Origin of the sequence: Pectobacterium peruviense, assembly GCF_003312355.2 — a bacterium.
Lineage (GTDB): Bacteria > Pseudomonadota > Gammaproteobacteria > Enterobacterales > Enterobacteriaceae > Pectobacterium > Pectobacterium peruviense.
Genome location: NZ_CP161826.1, coordinates 2,507,050 through 2,519,291, shown reverse-complemented (window position 1 = coordinate 2,519,291; position 12,242 = coordinate 2,507,050). Strand labels below are relative to the sequence as shown.

Sequence of the window (12,242 nt, the reverse complement as noted above, 5' to 3'; positions counted from 1 at the left end):
GCCTGAGGTTGGCATGTCTACGCGAATTCTAGCGCTTGATACCGCAACGGAAGCCTGTTCCGTCGCACTCTGGAATGAAGGCGAAATTCATTCTCTGTTCGAAATTTGTCCCCGTGAACACACACAACGTATTCTGCCGATGGTTCAGCAGGTGCTGGCTGACAGCGGCCTGACGCTCAAGGATCTTGATGCACTGGCCTTTGGTCAGGGGCCGGGAAGTTTTACCGGTGTGCGGATTGGCATTGGTATTGCGCAAGGGCTGGCGCTGGGGGCGGATTTACCGCTGCTCGGCGTATCGTCACTGGCGGCCATGGCGCAGGGCGCTTTCCGCCTGACGCAGGCGACGCAAGTGCTGGCTGCTATTGATGCGCGGATGGGAGAAGTGTACTGGGGCTGTTATCAGCGTGACGCTGACGGCGGCTGGCAGGGGGAATCCGAAGAGGCCGTATTAAAACCTGAACAGGTGCAGGCGTTAACTACCGCGCTGTCAGGCGAATGGGTCACGGTAGGAACTGGGTGGGAAACCTACCCTGAACTGGTCAATCATTCCTCGCTGGTGTTAGCGAAGGGTGACGTGCTGTTGCCACAGGCGCAGGACATGTTGCCGCTGGCCTGTCAGCTATGGCACGCAGGAAAAGCGGTCAGCGTTGAAAATGCGCAACCGCGTTATCTGCGCAATGAAGTGACCTGGAAAAAACTACCTGGCCGCGAGTAGCTAAAACGCACATTTTTCATAAAGTATAACGGGAATAAACAGCAACTTATTCGATGCTGAGCAGTCTAACGATCAGATATCTGAAGAGGGTTGTGCCATGCGTGTACAGATAAAAAGTATGCAAATGAAAAGTCTGCATCTGAATCAGAAAAAAGCACGCTTCTGTATGGTGGCGGCGACAGTGCTGCTGCTTTCAGGCTGTGTCACGGTGCCGGATGCCATCAAAGGCACGTCGCCAACGCCGCAGGACGATCTCGTTCGTGTGATGAATGCACCGCAGATTTATGTCGGGCAGGAATCTCGCTTTGGCGGACGGGTGGTCAGCATCCGCAATGACGTGAATAAAACGCGCCTTGAGATAGCCAGTATGCCGCTAGATAGCGGGGCGAAACCACGGCTGGATATGCCGTCAGAAGGGCGCTTTATTGCCTATGTGAATCGCTTTCTGGAACCCGTCGATTTTAAAGACCAACTGGTAACCGTTGTTGGGCCGATTATCGGCACCGAACAGGGGGCTATCGGTGATAAACCTTATCGCTATGTTGTGATCGATGCGCAAGGCTACAAACGCTGGAATGTCGTGCAACGTCTGATGGTGCCGCCCGGTGGTTATGGTTATGGGCCGTGGGGATGGCGCGCGGGTTATGGCTACGGTTGGGGCCCCGGATGGGGATTTGACGGCGGTTGGCACGGTCCGGCACGGATTGAGAATATCGTGACAGAATAAGAATAGGGCTATTTTACTTGTCATTTTGAACCTGGGCAGTGCTCAAACAAACGCAATTGCGTTTGAACGCCACTTAGGGCGGCCCGTAGGGTGAGCGTAGCGAATAATCCTCACGTACTACGTGTACGCTCCGGTTTTTCCGCGCTGTCCGTGTCCAAACTGACTGCGCCAATAACGCCCTATGGGGTAGGCTCTAAAATTATTTAGTTGGACATAAAGAGATCAGGCGACGCAGGTCGCCTGATTTTTTTTTGAATAAAGAATAAATTAGTGATCGTTCTCGCAACCTTAACATTGTTTGTTAGCTAACTGGTAGGCTGAGTTAAAATTATGTTAATAACAATATGCCTCTGAGGGCGACGACGATGCCACTAAAAAAATATCTCGGGAGTGACGTCTTGGAAAAAATTTGGTTATCACGCTATCCGGCGGATGTACCGGCGGAAATTGATCCAGACCGCTATTCGTCGTTGATTGACATGTTTGAAAATAACGTAAAGCGTTACGCCGATCGACCTGCATTCATCAACATGGGTGAGGTGATGACGTTTCGCAAGTTGGAAGAGCGGAGCCGAGCGTTTGCGGCCTATTTGCAAAATCAGCTTAAATTGCAGAAAGGCGATCGCGTGGCGTTGATGATGCCCAACCTGCTGCAATACCCCGTTGCGCTGTTTGGTGTGCTGCGTGCGGGTATGGTGGTCGTCAACGTTAACCCGCTGTATACGCCACGGGAACTGGAGCACCAGCTAAAAGATAGCGGAGCCAGCACGATTGTTATTGTCTCCAACTTCGCGCATACGCTGGAAAAAGTTGTTCATAACACGGCGGTGGAGCACGTTATCCTGACCCGTATGGGCGACCAGCTATCCACGGCAAAAGGCACTCTGGTTAACTTCGTCGTGAAATACATTAAGCGACTGGTGCCCAAGTATCATTTGCCGGATGCAATCTCGTTTCGTCGCGTGTTACAGGAAGGGCGACGTCAACAGTACGTTCGGCCTGATATCATCAATAGCGATCTCGCCTTTCTGCAATATACCGGTGGCACGACGGGCGTGGCGAAAGGTGCAATGCTCACGCACCGCAATATGCAGGCAAATGTGGCACAGTGTCTTGCCGCTTATGGTCCGGTGTTGAAGGAAGGGAATGAATGGGTGGTAACGGCGTTGCCGCTGTACCATATTTTTGCTTTGACGGCTAACTGTCTGCTGTTTTTTGAACTGGGCGGGCAGAATCTGTTGATCACCAATCCTCGAGATATCCCTGCGGTGGTAAAAGAACTGAAACAGTATCCTTTTACTGCGATTACGGGCGTCAATACGCTGTTTAATGCGTTGTTAAATAATAAAGAATTCCACGAGCTTGATTTCTCGACACTGCGATTATCCGTTGGTGGAGGCGCGTCGGTGCAACGGGCCGTCGCGGAACGTTGGGAGAAGCTAACGGGTAAACATTTGCTTGAGGGATATGGATTAACAGAAAGTTCCCCTCTGGTGGCCGTGAACCCCTACGATCTCAAGCATTACAGCGGCAGCATCGGGCTGCCCGTGGCATCAACGGATGTCAGGATCATTGACGATAACGGCAACGATGTGGGGTCGGGCGAATCCGGTGAACTGTGGGTGCGCGGGCCGCAGGTGATGTTAGGGTACTGGCAGCAGCCTGCTGCCACGGATGACGTATTAAAAGACGGCTGGCTAGCGACAGGTGACATTGTCACGGCTGATGACGAAGGATTCCTGCGGGTGATCGACCGCAAAAAAGACATGATTCTGGTTTCCGGTTTTAACGTCTATCCGACGGAGATTGAAGACGTGATCAGCCGTCATCCAAAAGTCTCCGAGTCGGCGGTGATTGGGGTCGAGAATGAGGTATCCGGTGAGGCGGTAAAAGCCTTTGTAGTCAGACGCGATAACTCGTTAACGAAAGAGGAACTTATTACGCACTGTCGTCGTAATCTTACAGGCTATAAAGTGCCGAAAGAGATCGAATTCTGTGACGATCTGCCAAAATCTAACGTCGGAAAAATTCTGCGTCGTGAATTACGTGACGATAAGACAACAAAGAAAGACGCTGCCGCCTGACGATTTTCCGCGAAAAACGACTGCCAGAGAGAGGCAGGACGCGATATGATGTTTTCACGCCGGTTTATCCGGCGTTCTTTTTTATGGCGATATGGATTTGACCCAGAACCGTAAAGTAAAAACAACCAAGAGAATGACGTTTTGAATTATCAGTTGATCACTTCCGACATCGGGTTACAACAGGTTTGCTCTCAGGCGCGACGCTTTCCGCAGGTGGCATTGGACACGGAGTTCGTCAGAACCCGCACGTATTACCCGCAATTAGGGTTGATTCAATTGTATGACGGCGAACAGCTTTCACTTATCGACCCGTTAACAATTACAGACTGGGCACCCTTTCAGGCGTTACTGCGTGACGAGCAGGTCACTAAATTCCTTCATGCAGGCAGCGAAGATCTGGAGGTGTTTCTCAATACGTTTGGAACATTGCCGACGCCTTTCATTGACACTCAGATTCTGGCCGCATTTTTGGGTAAGCCGCTTTCTTATGGTTTCGCTGCGCTGGTGGCTGACTACATGGGCGTATCGCTGGATAAAAGCGAGTCGAGAACGGACTGGCTTGCCCGACCGCTGAGCGAAAAGCAGTGTGACTATGCCGCTGCCGATGTGTTCTACCTGCTGCCGATGGCCATTCAACTGGTGGCAGATACGGAAACCGCAGGGTGGATGAACGCCGCGCTGGACGAATGTCTCCTGCTCTGTCAGCGTAAACAGGCTATTTTAGCCCCGGAGCTGGCCTATCGTGAATTTGGCAATGCCTGGCAGCTACGTGGCCGGAATCTGGCTTGCCTTCAGCGTCTGGCTGAGTGGCGTTTGCGCAAAGCGCGTGAGCGGGACAGCGCGGTGAATTTTGTCGTACGTGAAGAGAACCTCTTGCAGGTAGCGCGCTGTCTGCCTTCTTCGCTGGGAGAGTTAAGTTCACTAGGGCTGAGCGGCCCAGAGATCCGCTACCACGGGAAAACGTTGCTGGATTGTGTGGCGCAGACAGAAGGTATCTCTGACGCGGATTGTCCTCCGCCAGTGATTAATTTGGTCGACTATCCCGGCTATAAAAAAGCGTTTAAAGATATCAAGGCATTGGTGCAGCGTGCGAGCGAGCAGAGTAGATTATCCGCCGAATTGTTGGCATCACGTCGCCAAATTAATCGCCTGCTGAACTGGCACTGGAAATTAACGGGGCAAGATGCGAGTACGCCGGAAATGTTGTCCGGCTGGCGTGGGCAGCTATATGGCGCTGAGCTGCGTGAAATTGTGCAGAGCTATTAATCACTGGGAAATGAGTATTCTCAATACGCCTTATTTGTTGTGATGCTTCAATTATGGAAATGCAGCAAATAGGGTGACGAGAATATGGCGAAAAAACAAAATAAGAGAAATATAACTGGCTAAATATACAGTTATATTGTGAAGCGAAACGCATGTGATTTGAAGTATGACGGGAATAGATATCCCCTGCGTCAAAGCAGGGGATATTACAGCAGAAAAATCATTTAGGCGTTTCTTCCGCTTCCGGTAATGTAACGTTCAACTCAAGCACGGAAATATCATCTCCTTTTTGCTCTAGTTGAACTGTCACCATCTCAGGATCAATCTGTACATATCTACAGATAACCTCAAGAATGTCTCGCTTTAATTGCGGCAGATAATGAGGCTCGTTATCACCCCGGCGTCGCTCCGCGACAATAATTTGCAGCCGTTCCTTGGCAATATTGGCTGTCGTTTTTTTGCGGGACAGAAAGAAGTCCAGTAAAGCCATAATTTATCCCCCAAAAAGTCGTTTAAGGAAACCCTTCTTCTCTTCTTCAATAAAACGGAAAGGACGCTCTTCGCCAAGCAAGCGTTCAACGGTGTCTGCGTAGGCTTTACCAGCGTCAGCTTCAGCATCCAGAATCACGGGCTCGCCCTGGTTAGAGGCGCGAAGTACGGATTGATCTTCAGGAATAACGCCAATCAGCGGAATCCGTAGGATCTCAAGAACATCTTCCATACTCAGCATGTCGCCGCGGCTTACCCGTCCTGGGTTGTAACGCGTCAACAGCAAATGCTCTTTGATTGGGTCTTCAGAACGCTCCGCGCGGCGTGATTTTGAGGACAGAATGCCCAGAATACGGTCGGAGTCGCGAACGGAAGAGACTTCTGGGTTGGTGGTGATAATCGCTTCGTCGGCGAAATAGAGCGCCATCAACGCACCTGTTTCAATCCCAGCTGGCGAATCACATACGACAAAATCGAACTCCATATCGCCCAAGTCGTTGAGTATTTTTTCAACGCCCTCATGCGTTAACGCATCTTTATCACGCGTTTGTGATGCGGGCAGAATGTAGAGGTTGTCTGTTCTCTTATCTTTGATCAGCGCCTGATTCAGCGTGGCATCACCTTGAATGACGTTCACGAAGTCATAGACCACGCGACGTTCACATCCCATGATCAGGTCGAGGTTACGCAGACCAATGTCAAAATCGATGACAACGGTCTTTTTTCCTTTCTGGGCTAAACCGGTAGCAATGGCCGCGCTTGATGTGGTCTTGCCAACGCCCCCTTTACCCGATGTAACAACAATGATGCGTGCCATAAATGTTTCCTTGGGAGATTCTAGTCTAGAGGTTTTATCGTTAAAACATTGTCCAGCTGGTTCAGGTTGATCCGCGCTGGCTGCCCAAAATATGCTTCCGGTATCTGGTCGCTTAGCCAGTAACGACCCGCGATAGAAACCAGTTCTGCGGCCAGATGCGTACAGAATACCTGGCTCTGAACATCGCCAGAAACGCCTGCGAGGGCTCGGCCGCGCATCATGCCGTAAATATGAATATTGCCATCGGCAATCACCTCAGCCCCTGCGCTGACGCTGCCCATGACGATTAAGTCACAGTTCCGAGCGTAAATCTGTTGGCCGGAGCGAACAGGGGTGTTGATAATTTTCGTTTTCACCGCAGCAGGAACGGCGGCGACGGGTTCGACTACCCGGCGTTGTGCTTTACCTTCGCTCAGGAGGGGAAGCCCCGCCTGTGCAATGATTTTCTTTAATGCGTCATCGGTACATCCGCTGACGCCAACGACATGCAGGCCCGTTGACGAAATAGCCTGCTGCAATTTTATCCAGTCGGTTTCCGCTGTTAATGCAGCAACATTAATGACAACGGGGGCATTTTTCAGGAAAGCAGGCGCTTGCTCTATTTTTTCCTGTAGTGCCTGGTAAATTACCTCGGGTTGGGAATCATGCAAATGAACAACCGATAAGGTAAAGCTGCTGCCTTTTAGCTCTATTGGCGTTTGTGACATCTATCCTGACTCAGTTTCAGCATCTTTTAATCCCTAGAGTAACATTTAAGGCATGATATTCCAGAGCGCTGTAAGCATGTTATAGTCACAATTATATACAGGCAAGATGGCATTCCCATCAAATAGAGTAAAAAAAATGTTTTGTGTGATCTATCGAAGTGCGAAACGCGATCAGACCTATCTTTATGTTGAAAAAAAAGACGATTTCTCACGTGTGCCGGAAGAATTAATGAAAAGCTTTGGCACGCCGCAGCTAGCGATGCTCTTACCGTTGAATGGACGTAAAAAACTGGCGAATGCCGATATAGAAAAAGTGAAACTGGCGCTACAGGAACAAGGTTTTTATCTGCAAGTTCCACCTCCGATCGAGAGCTTATTAAACACGCCCGTGTAAGTGTAAAGAAATAATACCAAGACGTACTTTCAGATAAAGCCGCAAACATAATTTGGCGTGGAATATCTCGACCATTAACATGATATTCCGCGCGATAAATATTCACCTTTTGAGTTTTACTCCGCCCTAATTTAATTGTTTCCATTTTTGATGCGTGATGACGTCGTCTTCAGACCACGCGATTGCCAGCCCGCGCTCCTGAAATCTGTTGGGGTAACCCCCGTTGCGATGATATAACGATGGTTTTGCACCATCGTGTTCTTATATAGCTGTTTTCCTTTTGGGCGAGTTCTGCGCCATGAAGGCAGCGATAATCCAACAGACAGGGCAGGAGAATACCCATGTATCAACACAGAGACTGGCAGGGCGCGCTACTTGATTTCCCCGTAAATAAAGTCGTTTGCGTCGGAAGCAACTACTCAGAACACATCAAAGAAATGGGAAGTGCGACCCCAAGCGAGCCAGTTTTATTCATCAAGCCTGAAACCGCGCTGTGTGATTTACGTCAACCCGTCGCTATTCCTAAAAATCTGGGATCGGTTCACCACGAAGTCGAACTGGCAGTGCTGATCGGTACGCCGTTAAAGCAGGCGAATGAAGAACGCGTTGCTCGCGCAATCGCGGGTTATGGCGTGGCGCTGGATTTGACACTGCGTGATTTGCAGTCTGAATTTAAAAAAGTGGGCCAGCCGTGGGAAAAGGCCAAAGCCTTTGACGGTTCCTGCCCGATCTCCGGTTTTATTCCGGTTGCCGAGTTTGGCGATCCGCAGCAAACCGATCTGGGTGTAAAAGTGAATGATGAAGTGCGCCAGCAGGGCAACACGCGTGATATGATTACGCCGATTCTGCCGCTGATTGCCTATATGAGCCGTTTCTTTACGCTACGCGCTGGCGATATTATTTTAACGGGTACGCCAAAAGGGGTCGGCCCGATTCTGTCAGGCGATATGCTGACGATTACGGTCAATGACCGGACGCTGAGCACGCGTATTATCTAACGCTCTGGCTGCCCGTGTTGAACAACGGGCAGCAAAACTTCCCCGCAGTGCCTGCCAGAATCACGCATCTTTTTTACAACGCTATCGATTTACAACAGGAAGAAACATGACTGAACGCCCTTTTTGGCAGCAAAAAACGTTGTCTGAGATGTCTGACGATGAATGGGAGTCGCTGTGCGATGGCTGCGGTCAGTGCTGTTTGCATAAACTGATTGATGAGGATACGGAGGAGATCTACTTTACCAACGTCGCCTGTAATCAACTCAATATTAAAAGCTGTCAGTGCCGCAACTATGAGAAACGCTTCGAGTACGAACCGGATTGCATCAAGCTGACGCGTGAAAACCTGCTGACGTTTAATTGGCTACCGGCGACCTGTGCCTATCGTTTGATTCATGAGCGCGAAGATTTACCGCAGTGGCATCCACTGGTCTGTGGCACGAAGACAGAATTGCACCGCGAGCGTATCTCAGTCCGTCATATCGCCGTGCGTGAGAGTGAGGTGGTGGACTGGCAAGAGCATATTTTGAACAAACCTTCGTGGGCTAGGTGAGGCCGTAAAGTAAAGAGATTGTCACCGTGATGTGGGTAGACGCCACGGTGACGTGTTGCTGTGCGGTATTAAGTCCTACTGCTGTGCGGCGATTTTATCGTTTATGATTTTTGCTCTGTCTATCGACTGCTGATTCCTGTCAATTTCCTGTTGCACCAACTGATTTTGTTGTGACTGTTGATAGCGAATGGCGTCGGCCTCTGCTTCTTTTTGTTTGAAAGCAATATACTGATTTTGCAATTCAATTCTTGCTTCCAGATCATCCATTTCCCCTTTGTCCACTTTTTTTCCCAACACTTTTGCGTTTAAGACATAGAGTTTCAGCCAAGGTGTTGAAGCGAGTATGGGCTCTTCTTTTATTGAGTAATCCAGACAGGTCGCCATATCGCTGAGGCGAGGGTACCGCTTTTCGCATGCAGATTGGAGCTCGCTTGTTGTTGTACACGACGTCAACATCAGTGGAATAATGGCAAAAAGATATTTCATTACAGACTGCTTCCTTGTGAAAAACCACAGTAATTTTAAGTGATTATACTGTAATGAATGGCGGTTTTCTTCTTCATATTTTTAGGTTACGGCAGTGGGGATTTACACTATCGATAGCGATAAATAAGTAGGCATTGCAGGTATTGAATTGTAAAACTGTAACCCGCATCACAATGTTTCATTAATGATGTTAATCTGCTGTTTTCTAAGTCTATCTTCCATACTCCATTCAAGTTTTTGCTAGGAATTAATGTATTTTTCTTCTTTTCGGCAGAAGTCGAGTGGCGGAGGCTGAGGGCTTCCCTGTGTTATTGCTAGCGTGTTGTATAATTTTAAAGCAATCAAACCAGCAGGAGGGAGAGCATGTGATTAACTTTGAGAAAATCATTCTTGAGTACAGCGAGCAGTACACCGACTTTGCTGCCTCCACCATTGCTTTTATGGAAAGTCAGGAAAAAAAGATCGACGCAGATGAAATATCACGAAGAATTCCGCAGGAAAAGAGACCTTTTTTCAACGAACGATTAGGCCATTATCGCGATATCTACAGACCACAGCAGTGAGGGTTGGCACAAGCCTGTGAGGCGTAGAAACAGTTACCAGAAGCCCGACAATCGTCTCGTCGGGCTTTTCGGTCTATTTCTTAACAGATTATGTACTAGCGGCTGAAGAGGTCGCGTCGCTTCGGACGGAAAGGTTGAGCGATCAACACCAGCACGGCAATCACCAGATAAGCGGCGAAGATGCCAAGTAGCCATTGTGGCATTTCCATAGAGAGAAATTCCCACTGACGTACTGAACAATCACCTGTCGCATTGAAAATGGCTGGGAGCCATTTGTCTAAAGGCAACCATGACGGGAAGCTGACAAAGAAATCACAGGTGGTAAACGGCGACGGATTCAGCAGAATATCCGTGTGTTTCCAAGCCAGTCGAACCCCTTCGTAAGCACTGTATATCCATAACGCGATGGCCGGGTAACGTAATGCGGTTGATGGCGCGACGGCACCAACAATACCTGCCGCGAAGACGCCCCACAGCGCACAGCGTTGGTAGATACACAACACGCAGGGTTTTAATAACATAACGTGCTGGAAATAGAGCGCAGTCAATTCTAATGCTAAAGCAGTAAACGCCAGCAGCAGCCACGCACCACGTCCGCGTGAGCAACGATTAAGAAATCGCAACATAAAAATATTCCATGCTAAACATGACTAAAGCAGCAGTGTAAACCGTTCAGGTTTCACTGCCATCATTTCACTGTGCAAAACGTAACAATATGTTTATTTGATGCTTTTCTATCATTTTACGGCGGCGAAACTGCTATTGATAACGTCATCAAGACGGAAATTGTCGCCACCGTGATTACTATACACGATCGTGATTATGAGTGACTGCCCGATATGGTCAAATTTGGCAAAGAAATCCAATGATTATTCATCAAAAACTCAGTAAACGGCACGAGCGTGAACTCAACACAAAGTAACCCGACCAGCGTCATGACAATCGTGTAAGGCAGCGCCATGATCACCATGCGTCCGTAAGACAGGCGGATAAGCGGAGCCAGCGCGGAGGTCAGCAGGAACAGAAACGCGGCTTGCCCATTTGGTGTGGCGACGGAAGGCAGGTTAGTGCCGGTATTGATCGCCACGGCGAGCAGCTCAAATTGGGGTAACGAGATTTTGCCATTCTCAAACGCATTGCGCGCCTCGTTGATATAAACCGAACCAACAAAGACGTTATCCGATATCGACGATAGCAGGCCATTGAACAGATAAAACTGTGTCAGCTGGGCACTATCAGAAGATTGTAAGACGTAATGGATAATCGGTGAGAACAACTGCTGATCGATAATGACGGCGACGATGGCAAAGAAGACCGTCAGCAGTGCGGTAAACGGCATGGCATCCTGAAACGCTTTGCCGATAGCGTGTTCTTCGGTCACGCCACAGAACGTTGTGGCCATAATAATCACGGAGAGGCCAATTAACCCAACTTCGGCCAGATGAAATGCCAGCGCAATAATGAGCCAGACGCCAATCACGGCCTGCACGAGTAAACGCACTTTATCCTGCGGCGTGCGCTTTTCTGTCATGTCCCGATCGTAATCCTCAAGCACGCGGCGCACGTTATCCGGCAGGTTTACCCCATAGCCGAACAGCTTGAAGCGTTCGACCAGCACACAGGTCAGAACGCCGCAGATAAAGACGGGCACGGTCACTGGTGACATGCGCAGGAAAAAGCTGACGAAATCCCAGCCTGCGCTTTTCGCGATAATCAGGTTCTGAGGTTCGCCAACCATCGTCATCACCCCACCCAGCGCGGTACCGACGCCTGCGTGCATCATCAGGCTACGCAGAAATGCACGGAATTGCTCCAGCGTACGATGATGTTCCTCGCCGTTTAACGCGCTGTCATCGCTGATATCGGCTTCGTCTTCACCTTGTTGAGAGGCGAAGCGGTGGTAAATACCATAAAACCCGATAGCGACGCTGATGACGACGGCAATCACGGTCAACGCGTCTAAAAAGGCAGAGAGAAACGCAGCCGCCATACAGAAGGCGAGTGAAAGCAGGGGCTTAGAATGGATGCGCAGCAGCAGTTTGGTAAACACAAACAGCAGCAGTTGCTTCATGAAGTAGATGCCTGCCACCATAAACACCAACAGCATCAGAACTTCAATATTTCCCGTGACTTCATGCCACACCTGTTGTGGGCTGGTCATGCCTATGAGTATCGCCTGTAGTGCCAGCAGGCCACCAGGCTGTAGCGGATAACATTTTAGCGCCATGCCGAGCGTAAAAATAAACTCCATGACCAATAACCAACCGGCCCAAAACGGGCTGACAAAATAGAACAGCAGCGGATTAATCAGTAAGAAAGCAAAAATAGTCAGTTTGTACCAGTCTGGCGCGTATCCCAGAAAGTTTTTTAACAGCGCACGGTGGAAGGGCATGGCGATCATAATGGGAGGGGAATCCTTATTCGTTATAATAGTTTGATGGTT

Annotated in this window: 14 protein-coding genes; 8 read left to right on the top strand and 6 right to left on the bottom strand. The window is 49.4% G+C overall.

The window, feature by feature from the left end:
- Positions 1-13: 13 nt before the first annotated feature.
- The 4 genes from tsaB to rnd all read left to right on the top strand — a co-directional run bounded on the left by tsaB (position 14) and on the right by rnd (position 4,792).
- Positions 14-715, top strand: a complete 702-nt coding sequence (tsaB, locus tag DUT67_RS11415) for a tRNA (adenosine(37)-N6)-threonylcarbamoyltransferase complex dimerization subunit type 1 TsaB (RefSeq protein ID WP_113631947.1) — start codon at positions 14-16, stop codon at positions 713-715.
- A gap of 124 nt (positions 716-839) precedes the next feature.
- Positions 840-1,442, top strand: coding sequence for a Slp family lipoprotein (locus DUT67_RS11410; protein ID WP_189339481.1), 603 nt, complete (start codon positions 840-842; stop codon positions 1,440-1,442).
- A gap of 398 nt (positions 1,443-1,840) precedes the next feature.
- A complete protein-coding gene (fadD, locus tag DUT67_RS11405) occupies positions 1,841-3,526 on the top strand; it encodes a long-chain-fatty-acid--CoA ligase FadD (RefSeq protein ID WP_113632009.1) in 1,686 nt (561 codons plus the stop codon).
- Between the two features lie 141 nt (positions 3,527-3,667).
- A complete protein-coding gene (gene rnd / locus DUT67_RS11400) occupies positions 3,668-4,792 on the top strand; it encodes a ribonuclease D (protein WP_113631950.1) in 1,125 nt (374 codons plus the stop codon).
- A gap of 220 nt (positions 4,793-5,012) precedes the next feature.
- Here the strand turns inward: rnd and minE are convergent, their stop codons facing one another.
- Genes minE through minC form a run of 3 tightly spaced genes read right to left on the bottom strand, consistent with a single transcriptional unit; the run spans position 5,013 to position 6,805 of the window.
- Positions 5,013-5,282 (bottom strand): cell division topological specificity factor MinE, encoded by a 270-nt coding sequence (gene minE / locus DUT67_RS11395; RefSeq protein WP_011093926.1) that lies wholly within the window; start codon positions 5,280-5,282, stop codon positions 5,013-5,015.
- A 3-nt stretch (positions 5,283-5,285) separates the two neighbouring features.
- The gene (gene minD, locus DUT67_RS11390; RefSeq protein ID WP_048260266.1) at positions 5,286-6,098 is read right to left on the bottom strand and encodes a septum site-determining protein MinD; all 813 of its coding nucleotides are present in this window, start codon (positions 6,096-6,098) and stop codon (positions 5,286-5,288) included.
- Between the two features lie 20 nt (positions 6,099-6,118).
- Entirely contained in the window at positions 6,119-6,805 is a 687-nt protein-coding gene (gene minC, locus DUT67_RS11385) for a septum site-determining protein MinC (RefSeq protein WP_113631951.1), read from the bottom strand.
- 136 nt (positions 6,806-6,941) lie between these two features.
- On the opposite strand from minC, the gene DUT67_RS11380 reads away from it, so the two are divergent.
- The 3 genes from DUT67_RS11380 to DUT67_RS11370 all read left to right on the top strand — a co-directional run bounded on the left by DUT67_RS11380 (position 6,942) and on the right by DUT67_RS11370 (position 8,750).
- A complete protein-coding gene (locus DUT67_RS11380; protein ID WP_048260261.1) occupies positions 6,942-7,199 on the top strand; it encodes a YcgL domain-containing protein in 258 nt (85 codons plus the stop codon).
- A gap of 341 nt (positions 7,200-7,540) precedes the next feature.
- Complete coding sequence (locus DUT67_RS11375; protein WP_039300151.1) at positions 7,541-8,197, top strand: fumarylacetoacetate hydrolase family protein; 657 nt, start codon at positions 7,541-7,543, stop codon at positions 8,195-8,197.
- 106 nt (positions 8,198-8,303) lie between these two features.
- The gene (locus DUT67_RS11370; protein ID WP_113631952.1) at positions 8,304-8,750 is read left to right on the top strand and encodes a YcgN family cysteine cluster protein; all 447 of its coding nucleotides are present in this window, start codon (positions 8,304-8,306) and stop codon (positions 8,748-8,750) included.
- Positions 8,751-8,825: 75 nt separating this feature from the next.
- Here DUT67_RS11370 and DUT67_RS11365 read toward each other — a convergent pair whose 3' ends face one another.
- Positions 8,826-9,236, bottom strand: a complete 411-nt coding sequence (locus DUT67_RS11365) for a hypothetical protein (RefSeq protein ID WP_053075312.1) — start codon at positions 9,234-9,236, stop codon at positions 8,826-8,828.
- A gap of 365 nt (positions 9,237-9,601) precedes the next feature.
- On the opposite strand from DUT67_RS11365, the gene DUT67_RS11360 reads away from it, so the two are divergent.
- Positions 9,602-9,799, top strand: coding sequence for a DNA polymerase III subunit theta (locus DUT67_RS11360; RefSeq protein ID WP_010275471.1), 198 nt, complete (start codon positions 9,602-9,604; stop codon positions 9,797-9,799).
- Positions 9,800-9,894: 95 nt separating this feature from the next.
- On the opposite strand, the gene dsbB is transcribed toward DUT67_RS11360, so the two are convergent.
- Together dsbB and nhaB are read right to left on the bottom strand one after the other, a co-directional pair.
- Positions 9,895-10,425: a disulfide bond formation protein DsbB gene (dsbB, locus tag DUT67_RS11355; protein ID WP_048260256.1), complete on the bottom strand. Its 531-nt coding sequence runs from the start codon at positions 10,423-10,425 to the stop codon at positions 9,895-9,897.
- Between the two features lie 194 nt (positions 10,426-10,619).
- Positions 10,620-12,200 carry a sodium/proton antiporter NhaB gene (gene nhaB, locus DUT67_RS11350; protein ID WP_113631953.1) on the bottom strand — a complete coding sequence of 527 codons (1,581 nt, stop codon included), beginning with the start codon at positions 12,198-12,200 and terminating at the stop codon, positions 10,620-10,622.
- Positions 12,201-12,242 lie beyond the last annotated feature (42 nt).